This is a genomic window from Streptomyces sp. NPDC048484, from assembly GCF_040651415.1.
Classification (GTDB): Bacteria; Actinomycetota; Actinomycetes; order Streptomycetales; family Streptomycetaceae; genus Streptomyces.
The window spans coordinates 143,520-165,871 of record NZ_JBEZJY010000016.1 but is presented as its reverse complement, the minus strand read 5'-3'; the positions used below and the strand labels follow the sequence as shown (position 1 = coordinate 165,871).

Annotated in this window: 16 protein-coding genes and 2 pseudogenes; 12 read left to right on the top strand and 6 right to left on the bottom strand. The window is 70.1% G+C overall.

Annotated elements, in window-relative coordinates:
- The first annotated feature begins 20 nt into the window (after nt 1–20).
- Both AB0D14_RS18320 and AB0D14_RS18315 read left to right on the top strand, forming a co-directional pair.
- A complete protein-coding gene (locus AB0D14_RS18320) occupies nt 21–1,226 on the top strand; it encodes a glycoside hydrolase family 76 protein (protein ID WP_362780018.1) in 1,206 nt (401 codons plus the stop codon).
- A gap of 117 nt (nt 1,227–1,343) precedes the next feature.
- Nucleotides 1,344–4,592, top strand: a complete 3,249-nt coding sequence (locus AB0D14_RS18315) for a glycoside hydrolase family 38 C-terminal domain-containing protein (protein ID WP_362780015.1) — start codon at nt 1,344–1,346, stop codon at nt 4,590–4,592.
- Here AB0D14_RS18315 and AB0D14_RS18310 read toward each other — a convergent pair.
- Nucleotides 4,562–5,112 (bottom strand): annotated as a pseudogene (locus tag AB0D14_RS18310) (methyltransferase). The gene AB0D14_RS18315 and the pseudogene AB0D14_RS18310 overlap by 31 nt on opposite strands.
- A 45-nt stretch (nt 5,113–5,157) precedes the next feature.
- Here AB0D14_RS18310 and AB0D14_RS18305 point away from each other — a divergent pair.
- Together AB0D14_RS18305 and AB0D14_RS18300 are read left to right on the top strand one after the other, a co-directional pair.
- Nucleotides 5,158–5,850, top strand: a complete 693-nt coding sequence (locus AB0D14_RS18305) for a helix-turn-helix domain-containing protein (RefSeq protein ID WP_362780012.1) — start codon at nt 5,158–5,160, stop codon at nt 5,848–5,850.
- Nucleotides 5,851–5,948: 98 nt separating this feature from the next.
- Nucleotides 5,949–7,085 carry a hypothetical protein gene (locus tag AB0D14_RS18300; protein ID WP_362780009.1) on the top strand — a complete coding sequence of 379 codons (1,137 nt, stop codon included), beginning with the start codon at nt 5,949–5,951 and terminating at the stop codon, nt 7,083–7,085.
- A 109-nt stretch (nt 7,086–7,194) separates the two neighbouring features.
- Here the strand turns inward: AB0D14_RS18300 and AB0D14_RS18295 are convergent, their stop codons facing one another.
- A complete protein-coding gene (locus AB0D14_RS18295; protein ID WP_362780006.1) occupies nt 7,195–8,304 on the bottom strand; it encodes a threonine synthase in 1,110 nt (369 codons plus the stop codon).
- Nucleotides 8,305–8,583: 279 nt separating this feature from the next.
- Here AB0D14_RS18295 and AB0D14_RS18290 point away from each other — a divergent pair, with 279 nt between their 5' ends.
- The 7 genes and pseudogenes from AB0D14_RS18290 to AB0D14_RS18260 all read left to right on the top strand — a co-directional run.
- The gene (locus AB0D14_RS18290; RefSeq protein ID WP_362780003.1) at nt 8,584–9,885 is read left to right on the top strand and encodes a DUF4190 domain-containing protein; all 1,302 of its coding nucleotides are present in this window, start codon (nt 8,584–8,586) and stop codon (nt 9,883–9,885) included.
- Nucleotides 9,886–10,051: 166 nt separating this feature from the next.
- Nucleotides 10,052–10,804 (top strand): GntR family transcriptional regulator, encoded by a 753-nt coding sequence (locus tag AB0D14_RS18285; protein WP_362780001.1) that lies wholly within the window; start codon nt 10,052–10,054, stop codon nt 10,802–10,804.
- Nucleotides 10,805–11,154: 350 nt separating this feature from the next.
- Nucleotides 11,155–11,337 carry an SPOR domain-containing protein gene (locus AB0D14_RS18280; RefSeq protein ID WP_362779999.1) on the top strand — a complete coding sequence of 61 codons (183 nt, stop codon included), beginning with the start codon at nt 11,155–11,157 and terminating at the stop codon, nt 11,335–11,337.
- Nucleotides 11,338–11,379: 42 nt separating this feature from the next.
- A complete protein-coding gene (locus AB0D14_RS18275) occupies nt 11,380–11,775 on the top strand; it encodes a (deoxy)nucleoside triphosphate pyrophosphohydrolase (RefSeq protein WP_362779996.1) in 396 nt (131 codons plus the stop codon).
- Nucleotides 11,776–12,212: 437 nt separating this feature from the next.
- The gene (locus tag AB0D14_RS18270) at nt 12,213–12,620 is read left to right on the top strand and encodes an ATP-binding protein (RefSeq protein ID WP_362779994.1); all 408 of its coding nucleotides are present in this window, start codon (nt 12,213–12,215) and stop codon (nt 12,618–12,620) included.
- Nucleotides 12,621–12,871: 251 nt separating this feature from the next.
- On the top strand, nt 12,872–15,580 hold the full coding sequence (locus AB0D14_RS18265; protein WP_362779991.1) for a SpoIIE family protein phosphatase: 2,709 nt from the start codon (nt 12,872–12,874) through the stop codon (nt 15,578–15,580).
- Nucleotides 15,581–15,625: 45 nt separating this feature from the next.
- Nucleotides 15,626–15,868 (top strand): annotated as a pseudogene (locus AB0D14_RS18260) (aminoglycoside phosphotransferase family protein); the annotation flags it as partial.
- On the opposite strand, the gene AB0D14_RS18255 reads toward AB0D14_RS18260, so the two are convergent.
- From AB0D14_RS18255 to AB0D14_RS18240, 4 genes are read right to left on the bottom strand one after another with little or no spacing between them, the layout of a single operon-like run.
- Nucleotides 15,843–16,622: a succinate dehydrogenase/fumarate reductase iron-sulfur subunit gene (locus tag AB0D14_RS18255; RefSeq protein ID WP_362779988.1), complete on the bottom strand. Its 780-nt coding sequence runs from the start codon at nt 16,620–16,622 to the stop codon at nt 15,843–15,845. The pseudogene AB0D14_RS18260 and the gene AB0D14_RS18255 overlap by 26 nt on opposite strands.
- A complete protein-coding gene (locus tag AB0D14_RS18250) occupies nt 16,619–18,562 on the bottom strand; it encodes a fumarate reductase/succinate dehydrogenase flavoprotein subunit (protein WP_362779986.1) in 1,944 nt (647 codons plus the stop codon). The genes AB0D14_RS18255 and AB0D14_RS18250 overlap by 4 nt, the downstream gene beginning before the upstream one ends.
- A gap of 18 nt (nt 18,563–18,580) precedes the next feature.
- Complete coding sequence (locus tag AB0D14_RS18245) at nt 18,581–19,402, bottom strand: hypothetical protein (RefSeq protein WP_362779983.1); 822 nt, start codon at nt 19,400–19,402, stop codon at nt 18,581–18,583.
- A 19-nt stretch (nt 19,403–19,421) separates the two neighbouring features.
- Nucleotides 19,422–19,712 (bottom strand): hypothetical protein, encoded by a 291-nt coding sequence (locus AB0D14_RS18240; protein ID WP_362779981.1) that lies wholly within the window; start codon nt 19,710–19,712, stop codon nt 19,422–19,424.
- Between the two features lie 318 nt (nt 19,713–20,030).
- On the opposite strand from AB0D14_RS18240, the gene AB0D14_RS18235 reads away from it, so the two are divergent.
- The gene (locus AB0D14_RS18235) at nt 20,031–22,352 is read left to right on the top strand and encodes an ABC transporter family substrate-binding protein (RefSeq protein ID WP_362779979.1); all 2,322 of its coding nucleotides are present in this window, start codon (nt 20,031–20,033) and stop codon (nt 22,350–22,352) included.

The following is a 22,352-nucleotide window of genomic DNA, read 5'->3' as shown; positions in this document are numbered from 1 at the left end:
ACCGTCGTGAAGGGACCATCATGCTGAGATCGCTGCTCCGCCGTGCCACCGTGCCCGCCGTCTGCGCCGGACTGTTGTGGGGCGCCCTCCCCGCGCACGCCCAGACCCCCGAGGGCAGCCCCCGGCCGGTCTCCTCCGACGACTGGGCCGACCGCGCCACCGGCACCTACCGCACCTTGCAGAGCCAGCTGTACGAGGGCCGCGACCAGCACGGCCTGTACCTGGAACACACACCCCGACAGGCCGGCGACCCGGAGCACTCCTACCTGTGGCCGTTCCGCGAGGCTGCCGCAGCCGCCGTCGACATGCAGGAACTGCCGCGCACCGGGCCGGCCTACCGGCGGGACGCGGCCGAGCGATTCGACACGGCCGAGCTGTACTTCACCGCCGGGGAACGCCCGGGCTACGAGTCCTATCTGCCCGCCCCGCTGGGAACGGGCGGCGACGTGTACTACGACGACAACGCCGTGGTCGCCCTGAGCCAGCTCGACCAGTACGAGGCAACCGGCGACCGCGGCCTCCTGAAGCGGGCCGAGCAGGTCGTGCCCGTCGTCGCCCGTGCCTGGGACGGCGACACCGCCAAGGCGTGTCCGGGCGGCATGGACTGGTACGACTCACCCGACAACAACATCCGGGCCACCAACGTCACCGCCCTCTCGGCCCAGCTCGCCGCCCGGCTCTACGAGCACACCCGCAACCGCACCTACCTCGACCAGGCCGAGAAGTGGTACGGCTGGGTGTACTCGTGCATGCGCAAGGCACCGGGGCTGTACCTCAACGACCGCGGCGACGACGGCAGCACCAACGAGACGCTGTGGACGTACAACTCGGGCTCCATGATCGGCACTGCCACCGCCCTCTACCGCGGCACCGGCGATGCCCGCTACCTGAAGAAGGCCGTCGCGGACGCCCGCGGTTCCCTCGCCCACTGGACCGAGGGCAGCCGCCTGCACGACCAGCCGGCCGTGTTCAACGCCTTCTACTTCAAGGACCTGCTCGACCTGGACGACGTCCGCCCCGACGCCGCTTACCTGAAGACCATGAGCGCCTACGCGGACAGCACGTACAAGACCAACCGGGACGCCTCCACCGGCCTGTTCCGCTTCCAGCCGTCCAACGGCGGAGACTACGACCCCGACGCGCCGGCCGCGACCCTCAACCAGTCGGCCATGGTCCAGATATTCGCCACACTCGCCGACGCCACCCACCACGACCGCCGTTCCTAGTGCCTGTCGCGGCACCAGACAGGGTCCAGTGCCTGTCGCGGCGTCAGCAGGGCTGTCAGCGCTGCTGACGCCGCGGGCCGCACCACCACATCTTCGACGCGAAGGACAGCACGCACCATGCCCAAGCCACCGCTGACCAGGCCTTCCTGGTGGGACTCCGACATCGCGCGCGACATCCTGCGGGAGCGCGTGGCCATCACCGCCGGCATCGGCGGTCTTCAGGTGCGGCTGTCGGGCGAGCCCCTGCTGCGGCGCGACAGCGCGGGCGGACTGCTCCAGTCCATCCGGGTGCGGGTGTCCAGCCGTGAGGACGGGCGCCCGCAACCGCGTGTCACAAGGGCCCGTGTCACGACCGGCGGGGGCACTCCCGTCCACTGCGAGATCCTGTCCGGCCCCGGGGACGGCATCCGCCTGCTGATCCCCGAGGTGGACGCCCCCACCCCGCTGCTGATCGAGCTTCCCGAACTGGAGGAAGGCACCCGGCTCGCGTTCGAGGCACGGCCCCAACGCCACTGGACCCTGCACCTGGTGCAGCACTCCCACCTCGACATCGGCTACACCGACCCGCAGGGCCGGGTCATGGCCGAGAGCCGCTCCTATCTCGACTCGCTCCTCGAACTGTGCCAGGACACCGACGACTGGCCGGAGCCCGCCCGGTTCCGCTGGGCCGTCGAGGGCTTCCACTCCTTCCAGGACTGGGCGGCCAACCGCCCCCGCCGCCGGATCGACAACTTCCTCGACCGCGTACGCGAAGGGCGCGTCGAACTCACGGCGATGCCGTTCAACCTCCACACGGAGACCTGCTCCACGGACGAGCTGCACGAGCTCCTCCGTCCCATGACGCAGCTACGCGACCGGCACGGCATCGACATCCGCACCGCCATGCAGACCGATGTGCCCGGACAGGTCGTCGGCCTGCCCGACGTGCTGGCCACCAACGGCATCCGCTACCTCTCCGTGGCGCACAACTGGGCCGGACGCGCCGTTCCGCACCACGTCGGCGGGCACGATCTGCCGCGGCTGTTCCGCTGGCAGGCCCCCAGCGGCAACAGTGTGCTGGTCTGGCGTACGGACACCCCGCACGGCCTGGCCTACATGGAGGGCTCCGTCCTCGGCTTCGACGAGTCCTACGACCGGGTCGACGACCTCCTGCCCGCCTACCTCAGTGCCCTGGCGGAGTTCCCCTATCCCCATGAGGGCCGCGGGATCCCCGGCTTCCCCATCCTCGACAACACCGTCACCGCCGACCCGTACCCCTGGGACGTGCTGCATCTGCGCGTGCTGGGCAAGTTCGCCGACAACGGGCCGCCCCGCCGCATCATCTCCGACACGGTGCGCCGCTGGAACGAGGAGTGGGCCTTCCCGCAGCTGCGTGCCTCACGCAATCAGGACTTCTTCGAGGACGCCGAGAAACGGGTCGGCGGCCGACTGGAGACCTATCGGGGCGACTGGAGCGACTGGTGGGTCGACGGCGTCGGGGCCGGCGCCGTCCCCCTCGCCGCCACCCGGCGCGGCCAGGCCGCCCTCGCCGAGGCCCAGACCGTGGCCGGCTACGCCCAGTTGCTGGGTGTACCCGGCAGCACGGCCGTCACCGAGACCGCACCCGCCGTCTACCGCGCGGCCTCGTTGTTCAACGAGCACACCTGGGGGGCGGGTGATCCCTGGACCCACGGCGACCACGGCCACGGATCCGGTGAGAAGCAGTGGCACTGGAAGTACTCCCAGGCCCTGCGCGCCCAGGACGACGCGGAGACCCTGCTGGACTCCGCCGCCGCACTGCTCGGCGAGGCCTTCGCCCCCCGGGCGGGCGCCCTGGCCTCCTTCTACGTGGTGAACACGTGCAGTTGGGAACGTACGGAGACGGCGCGGCTCTTTCTGCCCGAGGCCACCGTCGCCCTGACCGAGCCCGTCGAGGTCCTCGACGCCCGCACCGGTGCGCCCCTGCCCTGCACGGAGGAAGCGCAGAGCAACGAGCGTCACCGGGCGGCCGGCCGGTTCTTCCTCGTGCCCCTGGCCGACGTCCCGGCCTGCGGCAGCGTGCGCCTGGACATCGTCTCCGCCGCCCCGTCCTCCGCGGCCCCGTCCTCCGCCGACGGCGACATCGGCGGCGATATCGGCGGCGACGGCGACATCGGCGGCGACACCTCTGTGCCCGCAGAGCCGACCGTCCTGGAGAACGATCACCTGCGCGTCACGGTCGACCTGCGCCACGCCTGCATCGGCTCCATCCTCGACAAGCACACCGGCCGCGAGCTCGTCCGGCAGGACGCCGTCATCGGATTCAACGGCTACGTGTACGACGAGTACGCCACGGCCGGCGCCTTCAACCACCAGTCCAGCAAGACCGTGGCCGACGACTCGATGCACCTGCTCGCCTCGCGGAGCACCGCGCCCCCGGCGGCACTCGTCGACCGTGTCACGGACGCCACCGGCCACACGCTGACTTACGAATGCGCCCCGGCCGGCACCCGCCGCCTGCGCGTGAGGGTGCACCTTCCGCACAACGCGGCCCGCGTCGACATGGAGAACCGCGTCGACAAGACCGCGACGCTGACCAAGGAGAGCGCGTTCTTCGCGTTCCCCTTCGCCCTGGACAACCCGGCCGTGCGCATGGAGGCCACCGGCGGCGTCACCGGCACCGGGCTGGAGACCGTGCCCGGCTCGGCCACCCATATGCGTGCCGTCCGGCGCTGGATCAGCCTCAGTGACGGCACCCACCACGCCGCGCTCGCCACGATCGACAGCCCGCTCGTCCAGCTCGGCGGGATCGCGATCCCCTACGTTCCCTACCCGCAGTCGCTGCCGCGCCAGGAACCGGCCACCGTCTTCTCCTGGGTGCACAACAACATCTGGGACACGAACTTCCCCGCCCAGCAGGCCTTCGACCACGTCTTCCGCTACAGCGTCGGCTTCGCCGGCACCGGCACCGACAGCGCATCCGGTACGCCGGCACACGGAGAGCAGCTGGCCTCGCGCACGGCGGCCGTCACCGGCCACCCTCTGGTGCCGGTTCGTGCCCGCGCGGCAGCCGAGGCAGAACCGACGGCCCAGCTGCGGTTTCTGACCGTGGACGATCCTCGCGTGCGCCTGGTGGGCCTGACCGCGCCGGGCGAGGGCACCCTCATGATCCGGCTGCAGTCCCTGACCGACACCCCGGTCACCTGCCGCCTCACCACCCCGTTCGCCGTCGCGCGAGCTTTCCACACCAACTACCTCGGCCTCGCCCCCGGCGAACTCGGTCTGGAGCCGGGCGGGGGGATCGCGGTGGAGGTGCCGGCGCTCGGCACGGCGGCCGTCACCCTGCAGCTGAAGCACCGGCCGCCGGCACAGCAGCGTCAGACGGCGACGAGTTCGATGCCGAAGTAACCGCCGCCCACGGGGTACGTCTTCGAGCGGTTCCATCCCGAGGCGGTGAAGAGGGCGTCGAATTCGGCCAGGTCGCGTTCCATGCCGTTCGTCATCGTGAGCATGGCCATGTCGCCGAGGGTGGCGAAGTCGGGCCGGCCGGGTTCACCGATGACCATCTCGACGATCAGCGCGCGACCGCCCTCATTCACGGCGGACCGGCAATTGCTCAGGATGGCCGTGCACTGGGCGTCGTCCCAGTCGTGCAGGATCGTCTTCATCAGATAGAGGTCCGTCGGCGGACCTCTGCGAAGAAGTCGCCCGCCACCGCGGAGAAGCGGTCGGACAGACCACGCTTCTCGGCTTCGGCGCGTGCGCCGTCGACGACGTGCGGCAGATCGAGCACCTGCCCGATCAGCTCGGGGGCGGCCCCCATCAGCGCCAGGACGAAATCACCGTTCGAACCGCCGACGTCGACAACGGTGGACACGCCCGAGGTGGAGACAGCGGCCACGGCGCCCTGTGTCACCAGGGCGGACATCTCTCCCATCGCCACGGCACCTGGCGCTTCGCGCATCCACGCGGCATGGGCGAAGTCACCGTACCGGCCGGGCAGTTCATCGCGCGGCACAACGGCCCTCCGGTGCGGTTCGAAGTGGCACCGCGTACGACGGCGAAGGTGCTGATCCTGCCGGCCTCGCAGCTCAGGCCGCTGATCGGAGACCGCGCCGTCGTCGGTCCTGCCGACTCGGCCGAAGTGCGCCTGCTCACGGCCCACGCCAAGATCGTCAACGCGATGCTGAACGACCTCACCGCTGCCGGTGTGCAGGCCGCTCGCAACGCGCTGATCGAACTGGTCAAGGGAGTGCTTCTGCAGGCGTTCGACGACAAGGAGCCCCGGCTGGCTCCCGCGCTGGCCCAGGCGGCCAAGGACCTCGCGGACAGCCGTCTCACCGATCCTGATCTCTCCCCATCGGGCCTGGCCCGCGAACTCAAAGTCTCCGTACGGACGTTGCACCGGGCGTTCGCCGCGGCTGAGGAGTCGGTGACCGGGTATGTCCGCCGCAGGCGGCTGGAGCAGGCCCGGCTCGAACTGGAGGCGGAGGCCGGCCGGCCGAACATCTCAGAACTCGCCGCACACTGGCGATTTGCCGACAGCAGTCACTTCATCCGTGTATTCAAGAAGCAGTACGGCCAGACGCCCACCCAGTTCGTCCGGTCGATCAGGCGCAAGGCGCCCGAAAGTCCCACCACCCGGACCAGTGACGCGGATTCTTGAAGCGTCCAGATCCGGTTGTCCTGACATTGCCAGTCCCCTGGGGTTCCTGAGGTCCCTGAGGTCCCGGAAGTTCCGGAGATTCCGGAGAAAGGTGCGCCATGCGACGTGCCACCATCCTGACCCGCTTCTTCGGCGGTGCCGCACTCGTCGCGGTTGCCGTCGTGGTAAGTCTCACCCTTGTACGGCACGACCCTCCCACCCCCAGATGGGACATCATCGGGGTACTCGGGGTCGCTGCCCTGACCGCCGGCGGATGGGTGGTCGCGTGCCGGGTGGCGCCCGCGATGCGGGTCGTGCCGCCCGTGACGGCACCGGCCTCCATACCGCGCTCGCTGCGCAAACCTCCTCACGACTGGGGGCTGGCGGCGGGCACGGTGCTGACGATCGTCGCTCCGCTCGCCGTGCTGCGGTACGGATTCACTCTGTACGAGGGGCCGCTGACGGCATTCGTCGGGGTCATCGGCATAAGCTTCAGCTTCTGGCTGCTCATCTATGTCGCGACCGGCTTGCTGGGGCGCCGGCTGGGACCCCTCCAGCGTGTCCTGTGTGCGGACGCGGCCGACGGGCAGGTGCATGCCGTGCGCGTACGGATCAAGGAACCCGTCTGGACGCGGCACGAGAAGCGTGGCGACAAACCCGGCACGACCACGGCCGAGCACACGCAGTGGCTCGAGGTGTCACCGGTCGAAGGTGGCACGTCTCTGCGGGTCTACCCGATGTATCCGGCGGCCGGCGGCAACGGTCTTACGCGCACCACCACGGATCTGCTCCAGGCCGGACTCCAACTCGCCGACCATGAGGCGTGGTTGTGCCTGCCGACGCGCTGGAAGCTGATCGAGAAGCAACTTCCCGTAGCTCTCGTCGCCTCCACCGGGCACGTGGTGTGGGGCGAGCTCGCCCGCGACGCCGCCCGCCAGTACCTCGTCGCCCCCGGCAACGGCGCCCCCGTGCATCTGCACCCCACCTCTCCCGACCGGCCGAGCCTCGCTCTGCCCGGTCGCGCGAAGTTCCGCCCGGAGGTGCACGGACGTCAACTCCTCTGGCTGCTGACCGCCTGCGCACTGACCGCACCGGTTCTGCTCGGCGTCGTGGAGGGGTTCCCCGGCTCGTTGCTCTGCCTCGGCGCGGCCGTGACCGTGACGGCTTCCGGAGTGGGCGTCACCCGCCGCGTCAGTGACCTGCCCGGCGCGATCGGCTGGACAGTCCGCGAGCGCCGGGACCCGGCGATCAGGTAGCGCCGCGGGTCGTGTAGAAAGCCAGGGACTCGACGCCCCGCGATCATCACCGCCCGGTGGACACCTGCGCGTAGCTCTGAGGGGGGACAGCCCCCTGGAGAACAGCCCCCTAGAGAGCTGTCGGCAGGCCTGTTTTCAGGCCTGCGCCGCACAGCGGGACCACGGCCGTACGCGTTCCCAGGGCCCCCTCGCGCACCGCGGCCCAGCACGCCACGCCCGTCGACTCCACGTACAGGCCGTGTGACGCCAAGTCGGTCTGGGCGTGGCGGAGCTGGTCCTCCGTCGCCGTGAGGAAGGTGCCGCCGGACTCGCGTACCGCGCGCAGGATCTGGCGCGCTCTCGGCGGTTTCGGGATCGCGATGCCCTCGGCGAACGTGGGGGCCGCCGGGGTGACTCCGACCAGGTCGTCCGCGCCCTCCTGCCAGGCGTGGGCCAGCGGGGCGACGGCGGCGGACTGGACCGCGTACAGGGCGGGTCTGCGGTCGATCAGGCCCGCCGCGTGCAGTTCGGCGATGGCGAGTGCCGCGCCGAGCAGGAGCGTGCCGTTCCCGACGGGGACGACGATCACCTCCGGGAGCCGTCCGCCGAGTTCCTCCCACACCTCGTGGACATACGTCTTCGTACCGTGCAGGAAGTACGGGTTGAAGACGTGCGAGGCATAGAACGTGCCCTTCTCGTCCGCCGCCTCCCGGGCCGCCCTCGCGGCCGCCTCCCGGTCGCCCGGGACCACCTCCAGGCGGGCCCCGTGCGCCCCGATCTGCTCCAGTTTCTTGGCGGACGTGCCCTCGGGGACGTACACCGTGCACGACAGCCGGGCCCGGGCGCAGTACGCGGCGACGGCCGTGCCCGCGTTGCCGCTGCTGTCCGCGACCACCCGTTCGGGCCGCAGCCGCAGAGCCAGCTCGGCGAGCAGGACGGCCCCGCGGTCCTTGAAGGAGAGCGTCGGCATGAGGAAGTCCAGTTTGGCCGAAACCCCGTCCTTCAGCGGGACCAGCGGGGTGCGCCCCTCGCCCAGCGACACCGAGGGGGCCGACAGCGGCAGGCACTCCGTGTACCGCCACAGTGAATTCACCCTGCCGGTCAGGGACTTGAGGGTCGCGGGTGTGGGCGCGAAGTCCAGGTCCAGCGGGCCGCGGCAGACCGGGCAGCACCACGCGAGCGAGTCCGTGGGGACGCGCGTGCCGTCCACCGGGCAGAAACAATCCGGCAATGGAGTCATCTCCGCAGGTTAGATGCCCCGGTTGATGACGGGCTGTCATGACTGGGGTCGGGCACCCGCGTCACGTCGCCGCAACGACGCCGTCGGCAACGGCACACCACCCAGGACGGCCACAGCACGCGGATCGGCGGGCTCGTCCCCCACATTCCGTCCCCGTCCGTACCGCGCTTACCATGCGCTCTGTCGTACATGAGTTCCACGCCATCGGAACGCATCACCAGAACGCATCACCAGAACGCACCAGCAGAACGCATCACTCGGACGAGGAGCACGGTACTAGTGGAGATACCCCCGCCTGCCGGCCCCCAGCCTCCACAGGGGCCGCCGCCGCAGATCCCGTACGGCGCGTATCCGGGCCAGGGGCAGGGGCAGGGGCAGGGCGCGGGGCAGTATCCGCCGCAGGGGCCGGGACCGTACGGCTATCAGCCCTGGGGTCACGGCTACTCCCCGTACAACAGCCCGGCGCCCGTCAACGGGCTCGCGATCTCCGCGCTGGTGCTCGGCCTCCTGTGCTTCCTGCCGTTGGTCGGGCTGGTCCTCGGGTCCTTCGCGCTGGCGCAGATCAAGAGGAAGGGCGAACGCGGCAAGGGCATGGCGATCGCCGGGATGATCCTTTCCGGCATCGGCTCCGCGACCCTCGTGCTCGCCCTCGTCGCCGGCGCCGCGTCCGAGTTCTGGAAGGGCTTCGAGGGTGGCGCGCGCGACACGAGCGAGGGCGGCGCCGCCTTCTCCGTGAACACGGGCGAGTGCTTCGACACGCAGGGCGGCTCTCTGGAGGGCATGGCCTACGACGTCGACACGGTGCCCTGCGAGGACGAGCACGACGGTGAGGTCTTTGCCAACTTCGAGATGGAGGAGGGCGGTTACCCGGGCGACGACGCCGTCATCGAGGCAGCCGACGACAAGTGCTACACGCTTCAGTACTCCTACGCGATGGACTCCTGGGCCGTACCGGACGACGTCGACATCTACTACTTCACTCCCACACGCGACAGTTGGAGCCTCGGTGACCGCGAGATCAGCTGTCTGTTCGGCAACGTGGACGAGAAGGGCAGCCTGACCGGGTCGCTGCGTCAGGACTCGACGACCCTCGACGCCGACCAGCTCGTCTATCTGAAGGCGGCCCGGATCTTCACCGAGTCGATGGACTCGGGGCCCGAGAAGGCGTACGTCGAGGACGACCTGCCCGGGCACAAGGAGTGGGCCACCAGGGTCTCGGGTGCCATCACCGAGCAGGTCGGCCTGCTGCGCGGCCACGAGTGGCCCGCCGATGCGAAGGGACCGGTCGCCACGCTCGTCAAGGACCTGGTGTCGGCGAAGGAGGAGTGGGACGAGGCGGCGAAGACCTCCGACGCGGACACCTTCTACGAGCACTATGGCGCGGCGCTCATCCTCACCGACGCGAAGAAGACGGTCACGGCACGCAAGGCTCTGGGCCTCGCGTCGACGCCTCCGGCCTCCTACGAGGATGAGGATGAGGACGGGAACGGCGGCGGTGGCGGCGGCGAAGACGCCGGTACGGGGGGCGGCTCTGGGGGCGGTTCTGGAGGCGGTACGGGAGGCGGCGGCATCGAGGTGTGACGGCGGCGCGGAGGTGTGAGCGGTGGCCGCGGCGGGGAGGAATCGCCTGCCCAAAACCCTCCACGGCCCTACGTCATCACATCGAGTGATTCTTTGGCCTCCACTTGCCTGCTGCAACCCACGGTCGCCACCCTGTTGCTGTCTGTACAACCTGAGGGAGTGGCCAGTGACATTCGGTGAGCAGCCGGCGTATCTGCGCGTCGCAGGCGATCTTCGCAAGAAGATCGTCGACGGATCGCTGCCACCTCACACCCGGCTCCCGTCGCAGGCCAGAATCCGCTCGGAATACGGGGTCTCGGACACGGTCGCCCTGGAGGCCCGCAAGGTGCTGATGGCCGAGGGGCTGGTCGAGGGCCGCTCCGGGTCGGGTACGTATGTGCGCGAGCGCCCGGTGCCCCGCCGGGTCGCCCGCTCCGGGTACCGGCCGGACAGCGGCGCGACACCGTTCCGCCAGGAGCAGGCCGACGTAGCCGCGCGCGGTACCTGGGAGTCGCACAGCGCGCAGGCGGAGGCGAGCGGTGCCGTCGCCGAGAGGCTCGGCCTCCGGGCCGGCGAGCGGGTGATGTGCACGAAGTACGTCTTCCGGGACGCGGGCGAGGTGATGATGCTCTCCACCTCCTGGGAGCCTCTCGCCGTCACGGGCCGCACTCCGGTGATGCTTCCGGAGGAGGGCCCCCTCGGCGGTATGGGAGTGGTCGAGCGCATGGCCGCCATCGACGTGATCGTGGACAACGTCACGGAAGAGGTGGGTGCCAGGCCCGGCCTCGCCGAGGAGCTGTCGGCGCTGGGGGGCGTGCCGGGACATGTGGTGCTCGTCATCCAGCGGACGTACTACGCGTCGGGCCGGCCCGTGGAGACGGCGGACGTGGTCGTACCGGCGGACCGGTACCGGATCGCGTACCACCTACCGGTCAAGTAGGCCGTCCGGCAGGTCCGGGTCGGCAGGTGCGGGCCGTCAGGTGCGGGCGGGCAGTGCGGGCCGGTGTAATCCGGTCGTTCTGGCCGGGGGGCCGGGCCCGGTTTCCGCGCTGCTGACGCGACCCGGAGGGGGATGAGCGGGGAAGCAGGGGGTCAGAGGGAGGATCAGGGGGCGTATCCCGGCGGATGCGCCCCCTCCGTGCTGGCCGGTTGCTTACCTCATGGGTACCTCTTTGTGTAAATCCGTGTTCGCTGCGTGAAGGTTAGGCGTAGGCTCGGGCATATGCGGATTGCGGTTTCCTTGGGTGTTGGGACTGGGCGCGAACCGGGGGCAGGGAGTGGAGGGGCGCGATGAATGACGGCACGATCACACTTCCCTGGCTCGTCGTGCGACAGGACGACAACGGCAATCGCTACCGCGTCGGCAGGTACGCGACCAGGGCCGAGGCCGAGAAGATCGCGGACAGCCTCGATGGCCGCGGGCGCGAGAAGTTGTACTGGGTCGAGCGGGTCGCGCAGAACGGCGCCAGGTGACCGAGGCCAGGGGTTTCGTGTGGCTCCCGTAGGCTCCGGCGCATGACCGAACGGATCGTGGTGGGGGCCGCCGTGCTGAGCGACGGACGCCTTCTTGCCGCGCGTCGCAGTGCGCCCGCGGAGCTGTCCGGGCGCTGGGAACTGCCTGGGGGAAAGGTCGAGCAGGGGGAGAGCCCCGAGCAGGCTCTGGTGCGGGAGCTTCGTGAGGAACTCGGCGTCGAGTCGGAGCCGGTGGACCGGGTGCCGGGCGAGTTTCCCCTGAGATCGCCCTATGTGCTCCACGTGTGGACCGCCCGCCTGCTGCCTGGTTCGCCTGATCCCAAGGCCCTCCAGGACCACGACGAGCTGCGCTGGCTGACCCCCGACGAGCTCTGGGACGTCGACTGGCTGGACCAGGATGTGGCCGCGGTGCTCGAAGTCGCGCGCCGGTCCTTCTAGGAGTCGGGTCAAGGGTGCAGGCCAGGGGTTCGGATGTCGGCCGCTTCGGGTGTCGGCCGCTTCGAGTCAGCCGGTTCGGGTCGGCCGGTTCGGGTGTCACCGGCTTCGGGTCGGCCGGTTCGGGTCACAGATTCGGACCGCAGGTTCGGGACGGCCGCGGGGCGGGATGCGGCCCGGTTCCCGGTGAAGCGCTCCGTCCAGGTGTGACCATCGCAACTTCGTGCACTCGGGTCTGCGGGGTGCGATGTGCGCACCGTACGTGGGACGCTCGGCCTCGCGGGGCGCGTGTGGTGTCTGATGCGAGCGCGCAGTACGCCGTTCGTGCCACAGCACGCCCTCGCGCACGGTACTGCGCCCGGGATATCGGGTATGTGCCCATTACCCCATGAACCACATAAACCCCATGAAACCGGACATGGTCTGCTTCTGGCCTGGGAGTGATCTGCGTGATCCACACCGAGGGCGATGTCGCCGAGTGGACCTTCCCCGCGGATCCGGGTGCCGTCAGGACCGCCCGCACCGTCGTGCGGGCGCAGTTGCGTGTCTGGGGTCTCGACCCGTTGTGTGATGTGACCGCCTTGCTGGTCAGCGAGCTGGTGACCAATGCCCTGCGGCACGCGACCGGCCCCATCGGGGTGCGCCTCGTACGCCCGTCGAAACGACACGACGCCCTGCTCGTGGAGGTCTCCGACCCGTTGCCCGACCCGCCCCGGGAGCGCGCCGCCCGCCCCGATGACGAGACCGGCCGAGGGCTCCAACTGGTGGCGAACTCCTCGCGCCGCTGGGGTACCAGACCGGGCGAAAAGGGCAAGACGGTGTGGTTCGAGCTGGCCCTCCCCGGCTGATCGCGGGCCCGCCGGAAGGAGTCCCCGGGCGGTTCGGCCGGCCCCGGGTGCGGAGGGTGGCCGGGACGGTGGTTCGACGGGGTCTCTCGTGGTTAGAAGACTGGGAGTGTTTGTCGCAGCCGGTCCTAAAAGCATCGGGACCGTGCTGTGATCGTGAACACCGTGTTGTGCGGCACCGTAGTGCTGGATACTGCGGGCAGCCGCTGTCGGTGACTGGTGCCGGGCGCGGTGAGCTGGAGGGGACGGTTCGCGTGAGCGAGATACCAGCGAAGGCCACGGAGTCCGAGGACCCGTCGGGCGGCGCGATGGCTGATGCGACGACAGGCGATGGCGCCGCGCCCGCCGCGGGCAGAGCGCTGGGCGGAAGGCAGCCGGCCGGAAGGCCGGACGAGGTGTCCGGGGGTGCGTCGGGCGAGGTATCGGGGGCTGTGCCGGGCGAAATGCCGGGTGAGGCGCCCGGCGAGGTCGTGTGGCAGAGCAGCCCGCCCGGTTCGATCTACGACTACATAAAGGTCGCCTCGTTCTCGATCGGCCCCGACGGCCTCGTCGACCAGTGGAGCCTGCGCGCCCAGCAGTTGTTCGGCATCACGGTCGACCGTGCCGTGGGCATGGACCCCATCGAGGCCTTCCTCGCCGAGGACAGGCGCGACTTCGGCCAGCGGAAGATGGCCGAAGTTCTCGACGGCAAGGAGTGGACCGGTGTGGTCCCCTTCCGGCTGCCCGACCCCGAGGGCACCGGTGGTGTCACCGAGGGACTCGCCGAGGTCTACGTCATGCCGACGCGGACCGAGGAGGGCGAATGGGCCGCCGTGTGCATCGTCGTGGACGTACGCACGCTCCGCAGCATCGAGACGGACCTCGCCGCTTCGCAGGCCATTTTCGGCCAATCTCCCTTCGGGTTCCTGCTGATCGATCCGGACCTGCGGATTCGCCGCGCCAACGAGCAGTTCGCCTCGACCTTCGGTGGCACGGTCGACGACCACCGTGGCCGCACGGTCAAGGACTATCTCTCGCCGGGCGAGGCCGACCGCGTCTCGGCGATACTGCGCCGGGTCATGGAGACGGGCAACTCCGTCACCGAGATGCTGGTCACGGGCACCGTGCCCGGTTCCGCGGAGCGCCGCCACTGGTCCATCAACCTCTACCGCGTACACGGCGGTTCGGGCCGTCCGATCGGCATCGCGTGGCTGGGTACCGACATCACCGCGCGCCGCGCCGCCGCCCGTGAGGCCGCGCAGGCCCGGCGCAATCTCGCCCTTCTGAACGAGGCGGGCGCGCGGATAGGCAACTCGCTCGATCTGGAGACCACGGCGCGCGAACTCCTCGACGTGGCCGTCCCCGGCTTCTGTGACCTGGCGTCCGTCGATCTCTACCAAGGCCTCCTCGCCGGTGACGAGACCCCGCCGGGCCTCGCCGACGGCAGTGCGGACCTGCGCCGTGTCGCCTACGCCAGTGCCGTGTCCGACGCGCCCTTCGTCGGCGGACCGAAGCCCGTGAGCGTCGGCGCGGTCCACCACTTCGCCTTCAACTCCGCCTGTGCGGACGCCCTGCGCACCGCCAAGCCGCAGAGCGTCCCCGCCGAGGAGGGCGGGATGATCCAGTCCACGCTCGCGGTGCCGATGGTCGCGCACGACACAGTCGTCGGCCTGGTCAAGTTCTCCCGCACGAAGGGCAGCGAGCCGTTCGGCGAGCGCGACCGGTCGCTGGCAGTCGAGCTGGCCGCCCGGGCCGCCGTCTGTATGGACAACGCGCGCCTCTACCGCCGTGAGCACGAACGCGCCCTGATCCTCCAGCGCTCCCTCCTGCCTCCCGGCGACCCGGAGGCCTCCGGCCTGGACATCGCCTGCCGCTACCTCCCGGGGAACGCGGCCACGGAGGTCGGCGGCGACTGGTTCGACGTCATCGAACTGCCCGGCCATCGCACGGCGCTGGTGGTCGGCGACGTCATGGGGCGGGGCCTTCGGGCGGCCGTCGCGATGGGTGAACTCCGCACGGCCGTACGCACCCTGGCCCTGCTCGACCTCGAACCGGCCGAGGTCCTCTCCGCGTTGGACGAGGTCGCCCGAGGCCTCGGCACGCCAGGCGGCACCCAGCAATCTACGCGCGGTGCTCGTAAGCCCCGGGACGCGGACCTCTCCGAGGTGTATCTCGCCACCTGCGTGTACGCGGTCTACGACTCCGTCACCCGGCGCATCACGTTCGCCAACGCCGGCCATCTTCCGCCGGTCCTCGTCGAACCGGGCGAGAGCGCGCTCATGCTCGACGTACCGCCGGGGATACCGCTCGGCGTCGGCGGCGAACCGTTCGAGGAGGTGGAGGTCGACCTTCCGGAGGGCGCCCTCCTGGCGCTCTACACGGACGGCCTTGTCGAGTCCCGCGACCATCCCCTCGACGAGGGCCTGCAGGCCTTCGTGGGGGCCCTCACCGACCCCTCCGACCCTCTGGAGGACGTCTGCGACCACGTCCTCAACACCCTCGACACACACCACGGCGAGGACGACATCGCGTTGCTGTTGGCACGTGTCCAGGGGCTGCCCGCCGACTCGGTGGGCGACTGGACGCTGCCGCGCGAGCCGCGCAGTGTGGGCCGCGCACGCGAGTTCGCCCGGAACCAGCTGGTCGCCTGGGACCTGGAGCCGCTCGTCGACACGGCCGAACTGCTCGTCAGCGAACTCGTCACCAACGCCCTGCGCTACGGCGAGGGCGAGATCCGGCTCCGGCTCCTCCTCGACCGCACCCTGGTCTGTGAGGTCTGGGACGCCGGTCTCGTCCAGCCCCGGCGCCGCCGGGCCCGCGACACGGACGAGGGCGGCCGCGGACTCCAGCTGGTGGGCCTCCTCAGCGCCGCCTGGGGCTCCCGCCGCACCCCCCGCGGCAAGACGGTGTGGTTCGAACTCCCCCTGCCCAACGGCGGAAAGGGCCTCGCGGACCCGGCAGCGGCCCTGCTGAGCCTGTTCTGAGGCCCCGGGCCCCCGGAGCCCCGCCCTGACATCATCGGCGTCGAAGTAGAGCAGTGGGAGCACGTCTTCCTGCGGCAGCGCTTCCACGAGCACTACGAGGCGGCCCTGCACGCCGGGGGACTGGACGAGGACAGGCTGCGCCTCTACCGCCTGGCGATGCATCTGTCCCTCGTCGCGGGGCCGCTGCGGCTCCTCGACGAGGGCGACTTCCCGGACCCGGCGTTCATGCGGGGGATCGCGGAGCACAGCCTGGAACAGGCCCTCACCCTCCTGAAGTGCGCCTCCTGATCTTCGAGCCCAGCCAGACCAGCGGGTCGTACTTACGGTCGGCCGCCCGTTCCTTCAGGGGGATCAGCGCGTTGTCCGTGATCTTGATGCCCTCGGGGCAGACCTCCGTGCAGCACTTGGTGATGTTGCAGTAGCCGAGGCCGTGCTCGTCCTGGGCGGTCTTCTTGCGGTCCAGGCCGTTCTCGTCGGCCGCGTCCAGCGGATGCATGTCCAGCTCCGCCACCCGCATCAGGAAGCGCGGGCCGGCGAAGGCGGTCTTGTTCTCCTCGTGGTCGCGCACCACATGGCACGTGTCCTGGCACAGGAAGCACTCGATGCACTTGCGGAACTCCTGCGACCGGTCCACGTCCTCCTGCATCATCCGGTACTCACCGGGCCCGACACCGGCCGGCGGCACGAACGCGGGCACCTCCCGCGCCTTTATGTAGTTGAAGCCGACGTCGGTGACGAGGTCGCGGATCACAGGGAACGCCCGCAGGGGGGTGACGGTGATCGTCTCCTCCCGCGTGAACACCGACATCCGGGTCATACACAGCAGCCGCGGCCGGCCGTTGACCTCGGCCGAACACGAACCGCACTTGCCCGCCTTGCAGTTCCAGCGCACGGCGAGATCCGGGGCCTGGGTCGCCTGGAGACGGTGGATGATGTCGAGGACCACCTCGCCCTCGTTCACCTCGACCCCGAAGTCCTCCAGACCGCCGCCCCCGACATCCCCGCGCCACACCTTGAAGCGGGCCTCATAGCTGCTGCTCACTCGTAGAGCTCCTCTTCGGCGAGGTACTTGACCAGCTCCTCTTTCTCGAAGAGGGCGAGCAGGTCGGGGCGAATGGGTTCGGTGCTCTCCCGGACGAGGTCGATCTGGCCGTGCACCGGGTCCGTGGCCGCCAGGCCGCCGGTGGGATCGGTCAGTTGACAGAGCAGGTTGATACGCCGCCACGCCCGGTCCATCCCCGGGTGGTCCTCCCGGGTGTGGCCACCACGCGACTCGGTGCGCTCCAGCGCGGCCCGCGCCACGCACTCGCTGACGAGCAGCATGTTCCGCAGGTCGAGCGCGAGGTGCCAGCCCGGGTTGAACTGCCGGTGCCCCTCGACCCCGGCCCGCCGCGCCCGCACCCGCAGGTCCGCGAGTTTCTCCAGGGCCGTCTCCATCTCCGCCTCCCTGCGGATGATGCCGACGAGGTCGTTCATCGTCTGCTGGAGCACCTGATGGAGGGTGTACGGGTTCTCCGGCGGCCGGCCGTCCGACGCGTCCGGCGCGGGCCCCTCGGCGGAGAAGGGCCGCAGCGCCTCCGCGGCGGCCGTGTCGACCTGGACCTCGTCCACGACGGGACGCTTCCCGGCGAGTCCGGCGGCGTACCGCGCCGCGTGCAGTCCGGCCCGCCGGCCGAACACCAGCAGGTCGGAGAGCGAGTTCCCGCCGAGCCGGTTGGAGCCGTGCATACCGCCCGCGACCTCACCGGCCGCGAAAAGGCCGGGCACCCCGCGGGCCGCCGCGGTGTCCGACTCGACCGCGATCCCGCCCATCACGTAGTGACAGGTCGGCCCGACCTCCATCGCCTCGGCGGTGATGTCGACGTCCGCGAGTTCCTTGAACTGGTGGTACATGGACGGCAGCCGGCGCCGGATCACCTCGGCGGGCATCCGGGTGGAGACGTCGAGGAACACCCCGCCGTGGGGCGAGCCGCGCCCCGCCTTCACCTCCGAGTTGATGGCCCGCGCCACCTCGTCCCGGGGGAGCAGTTCAGGTGGGCGCCGGTTGTGGTCCGGATCCTCGTACCACCGGTCGCCCTCCTCCTCCGACTGCGCGTACTTCTCCTTGAACACGTCCGGGATGTACTCGAACATGAACCGCTTGCCCTCGGAGTTCCTGAGCACCCCGCCGTCCCCGCGCACCGACTCCGTGACGAGGATCCCCTTCACCGACGGCGGCCAGACCATGCCCGTCGGATGGAACTGCACGAACTCCATGTTCAGCAGCGGCGCCCCCGCGAGCAGCGCCAGCGCGTGCCCGTCGCCCGTGTACTCCCACGAGTTCGACGTCACCTTGAAGGACTTGCCGATGCCTCCGGTGGAGACCACGACCGAAGGTGCCTGCAGCACGAAGAACCGGCCGGACTCCCGCTCGTAGCAGAAGGCCCCGGAGACCCGGCTGCCCTCCTTCAGGATCCGGGTGACCGTGCACTCCTGATAGACCTTCAGGCGCGACTCGTAGTCACCGGTCTCCTTGAAGTCCTCCTGCTGGAGCGACACGATCTTCTGCTGGAGCGTCCGGATCAGTTCGAGACCCGTACGGTCGCCGACGTGCGCGAGCCGCGGGTACTCGTGCCCGCCGAAGTTGCGCTGGGAGATACGTCCGTCGCCCGTGCGGTCGAAGAGGGCGCCCCAGGTCTCCAGCTCCCACACGCGGTCGGGGGCCTCCTGCGCGTGCAGTTCGGCCATCCGCCACTGGTTCAGGAACTTGCCGCCGCGCAGGGTGTCGCGGAAGTGGACCTGCCAGTTGTCGCCGGAGTTCACGTTGCCCATGGCCGCCGCGATGCCGCCCTCGGCCATCACCGTGTGCGCCTTGCCGAACAGCGACTTGCAGATCACTGCCGTACGCGCCCCGCGCTCACGTGCCTCGATGGCGGCCCGCAGGCCGGCTCCTCCGGCACCGACCACGACGACATCCCACTCCTGCCGGTCGACCACGGACATCAGAAGCACCTTTGCCTGTTAGAAGAAGGTCGGATCATCGAAGGCCCCGGACGCGACCAGGTACACGTAGAAGTCGGCTAGTGCCACGCTGATCAACGAGGCCCAGGCAAGCAGCATGTGACGGTCATTCAGTCTGCCGACCAGCTGCCAGGCCCGGTAGCGCACGGGGTGCTTGGAGAAGTGCTTGAGCTTGCCGCCGACGATGTGCCGACACGAGTGACAGGAGAAGGTGTACGCCCAGATCAGCGTGATGTTGACGAGGAACAGGAGGCTGCCGAGCCCCATGTGCCCCCACTCGTAGTTCTCGTCACGGAAGGAGAGCACCGTGTCGTACGTGAGGATCCCGGCGACCGGCACCGCCGCGTAGAAGAAGTAGCGGTGCATGTTCTGCAGGATCAGCGGGAAGCGCGTCTCGCCGGAGTACTTCTTGTGCGGCTCGGCGACCGCGCAGGCCGGCGGCGAGGCCCAGAAGCCGCGGTAGTAGGCCTTGCGGTAGTAGTAGCAGGTCAGCCGGAAGCCGAGCGGGAAGATCAGGACGAGCAGGGCGGGGGACAGGCCCCACCAGCTGCCGAAGAGCTCCCAGTTGGGGCCGTTCCTCATCGGCTCGCAGTTCTCCGCGAGACACGGCGAGTAGAACGGCGAGACGTACGGGGCGGCGTAGTAGTCGGCGTTCGAGAACGCCCGCCAGGTCGAGTAGACGACGAAGGCCAGCAGCCCGGCCGCGGTCACGGCGGGCGCCAGCCACCAGCGGTCGGTCCGCAGATGCGGGGCGGTGATCGCGGCGCGCGTACCGCTGCGTACGCCGCCGCTCTTCAGATGAGGTTCCGTACCAGTGGCCAAGGAGAGCTCCGGTCGGGGATCAGGGGGCGTGGCGGTCGCGGGAGCCGAGACCCTCGTCGTCGGAGTCCGTCCACAGGCTGTTGTCGTACGGGGTGTCGGGGATGGACACGAGGTCGGGGCGCTTCGGTTTGGCGAGGCCGGGTGCGGCCTCGCGCAACAGCGCCACGCTCTCGCGAAGGTGGTCGGCGTCGGTGCGCACCCTGCGCATCTCCAGACCGCCGCCATCCATCTGCTGTTCCAGGCGCTTCACCGACCTCACGAGATCGTCGAGGCAGCGCTGGACTGACGTCAGGTCGTCGTGCACGGACATGACTTGCCCTCACTTCCGCGGACCCATCGGCCCAAGGCAGCAACGTTCATGCGGCTGCGAGTGTCGCGCGCCACACCGGCCGGTGTGAAGGGATGTGCATGGATTGGCAGGGGCGTGCGGGTGCAGAGCCGCTCCGGCGCGGGGGCCGGGGCGTTGCGCCGCACGGGTGAGCTTCTCTGTCGCCGTCGCCGTGTCGCCGCCCGGTGGCGAATCCTTTCCTCTTCAGTGGCCGCATAGATCTGATCAACTCCAAATATCACCAAACATGATCAGACCGCCCGTTTTCACCCGTGGAGCGGCCCACCGGAGGTACCAGTCATGTCCCACGACGGCGTCGGACTGCGCACGGCGGTGCGCTCGGTCGCGTTCCTCACGGCAGGTGTCCTCGTGGTGCCCGCTCTCGCCGGGTGCAGCGAGCAGGACGAGGCCGGCAAACCCGCCGCCGGCCAGGACATCGCCTCGGCGAAGCGCGAGCGGATCACCGACGGCGGCACCGTGCGCTGGGCCGTGGACAACGTTCCGGAGACCCTCAACACCTTCCAGGCGGATGCGGACACCACCACCTCCCGGATCGCCGGCGCCACGCTGCCCGCGCTGTACCGGCTCGACGCGAACGGCCGGCCGCAGCGCAACCCCGACTACCTGGAGTCGGCGAAGGTCGTCGACCGCGAGCCCAAGCAGGTCGTGGTCTACAAGCTCAACCAGCAGGCCGTCTGGAGCGACGGCCGCGAGATCGGTGCCCCGGACTTCTCCGCGCAGTGGCGCGCCCTGTCCGGCAAGGACACCGCGTACTGGACCGCCCGCAACGCCGGCTACGACCGCATCGAGAAGATCGAACGCGGTGCGAGCGACCTTGAGGTGCGGGTCACCTTCAAGAAGCCGTACGCGGACTGGCAGTCGCTGTACTCGCCGCTGTACCCGAAGGACGTCATGGGTGCCCCGGACACCTTCAACGACGGCGCCCGCCGCAGGCTGAAGGTCACCGCGGGGCCCTTCACCGTCGACGCGATCGACCGCGAGGCCGGCGACGTCACCCTGAAGCGCAACCCTCGCTGGTGGGGCCGCTCCGCCAAGCTCGCTGAGCTGGTCCTGCGTGCCGTACCCCGGGAGAAACGTGCCGCCGCGCTCGCCGACGGCCGGCTCGACCTGGCTGAGATCGAGGCGTCCGAGGTGCGCCGCATCACGTCCGCCGGGCGGGGCGAGGCGGCGGGCAAGGGTGCACCGCTCACCCACGGCCCCGGCGCCGCCCTCACGCCGGGCAGGGCGCTGCGGTCCTGGGCGATCGCCCACGGCTCCGACGAGGAGGCGGCCGACGAGGAGATCACAGCCCGCAGGAAGCGCGTCAAGGCCGCCCTGAAGTACGCCGGCCAGCAGGCCTCCCTGCGCGGTTTCGTGGTCCGCAAGTCCCTCGAACCCGCCTTCACGCAGCTCGCGTTGAACGGCTCCGAGGGCCCGCTGGCCGACGAACGGGTCCGCCGGGCGGTGGCCCGTGCCATCGACCGCAAGAAGCTCGCCCAGGTCGTACTGAAGCCCCTGGGCCTGCCCGCCGAGCCGGTCGGCAGCCATCTCGCGCTCGCCGGGCAGCACGCGTACGCCGACAACAGCGGAGCGCTCGGCGGGCAGGACACCCAGGAAGCACAGGCCCTGCTGTCCGACGCCGGGTGGGTGGCGGGCGGACCCGTCAAGGAGAAGAAGAAGCCCAAGAAGGCGGCCGGCGCCGAGACCACCAAGAACTCGGACGACTCGGACGACGCGGATGACACGGACGGCTCCGGCGACGACGGTACGTACATCGTCGGCGAGACGGACAGCGGGACGGGCAGCGAGACGGGCAGCGGGACGGACGACAAGCCGGGCGGCAACGAGAACTCGATCGTGCTCGCGCCCACGCTGGACGAGCGCCGTGTGGCCGAGGACGACCAGGACGGCGGGAAAACCAAGAACACCAAGAACACCAAGGAGACCAAGAAGACCAAGAAGCAGGAGAAGCACCTCGCCCAGGACGGAAAGCGGCAGCTCAAGCCCGGCGGCGCCCCGGGGGCGTACGCCCCGAAGGGCACGGCTGCCCCGGCCCGCGCCGCGGCAGCACCGCTCGCCAAGAACGGCAAACCGCTGTCGCTGCGCTTCGTGCTCCCGTCGGGCCCGGGTTCGCAGTCGCTGCGGGCGGTCGGGGACCGGATCGCCCGGATGCTGGACCGCGTCGGCATCCGTACGAAGATCTCCAAGGTCGCGGACGCCAGCTACTTCAAGGACCACATCGCCTCGGGCCAGTACGACCTGGCGCTGTACTCCTGGCCCGCGTCCGCGTTCCCCGCGACCGACGCCCGCCCCATCTACTCCAAGCCGGTCCCGGCGGCGGACGGTTCCCTGAACGTCGAGCAGAACTTCACGCGGGTCGGCACCGACCAGGTGGACCAGCTCTTCGACCAGGCCATCGCCGAGCTGGACGCGGGGGAGTCCCGCTCGCTGGTCCGCAAGGCCGACGCCCGTATCTGGGCCGCCGCGGGCTCGATCCCGCTCTACCAGCGCCCGCAGCTGACGGCGGTCCGCACCAACCTGGCCAACGCGGGCGCCTTCGGCTTCCAGACCCCCATCTATGAGGACATGGGATACCTGAAAAAGGGTAAAAGCCGCAGGTGA

What these genes read in the sequence shown, in the direction of transcription:
- AB0D14_RS18320 (WP_362780018.1), top strand. Translation starts at nt 21, where the DNA reads ATGCTGAGATCGCTGCTCCGCCGTGCCACCGTGCCCGCCGTCTGCGCC.
- AB0D14_RS18315 (WP_362780015.1), top strand. Translation starts at nt 1,344, where the DNA reads ATGCCCAAGCCACCGCTGACCAGGCCTTCCTGGTGGGACTCCGACATC.
- AB0D14_RS18305 (WP_362780012.1), top strand. Translation starts at nt 5,158, where the DNA reads ATGGGCGAAGTCACCGTACCGGCCGGGCAGTTCATCGCGCGGCACAAC.
- AB0D14_RS18300 (WP_362780009.1), top strand. Translation starts at nt 5,949, where the DNA reads ATGCGACGTGCCACCATCCTGACCCGCTTCTTCGGCGGTGCCGCACTC.
- AB0D14_RS18295 (WP_362780006.1), bottom strand. Translation starts at nt 8,304, where the DNA reads ATGACTCCATTGCCGGATTGTTTCTGCCCGGTGGACGGCACGCGCGTC.
- AB0D14_RS18280 (WP_362779999.1), top strand. Translation starts at nt 11,155, where the DNA reads ATGAATGACGGCACGATCACACTTCCCTGGCTCGTCGTGCGACAGGAC.
- AB0D14_RS18275 (WP_362779996.1), top strand. Translation starts at nt 11,380, where the DNA reads ATGACCGAACGGATCGTGGTGGGGGCCGCCGTGCTGAGCGACGGACGC.
- AB0D14_RS18250 (WP_362779986.1), bottom strand. Translation starts at nt 18,562, where the DNA reads ATGTCCGTGGTCGACCGGCAGGAGTGGGATGTCGTCGTGGTCGGTGCC.
- AB0D14_RS18240 (WP_362779981.1), bottom strand. Translation starts at nt 19,712, where the DNA reads ATGTCCGTGCACGACGACCTGACGTCAGTCCAGCGCTGCCTCGACGAT.
- AB0D14_RS18235 (WP_362779979.1), top strand. Translation starts at nt 20,031, where the DNA reads ATGTCCCACGACGGCGTCGGACTGCGCACGGCGGTGCGCTCGGTCGCG.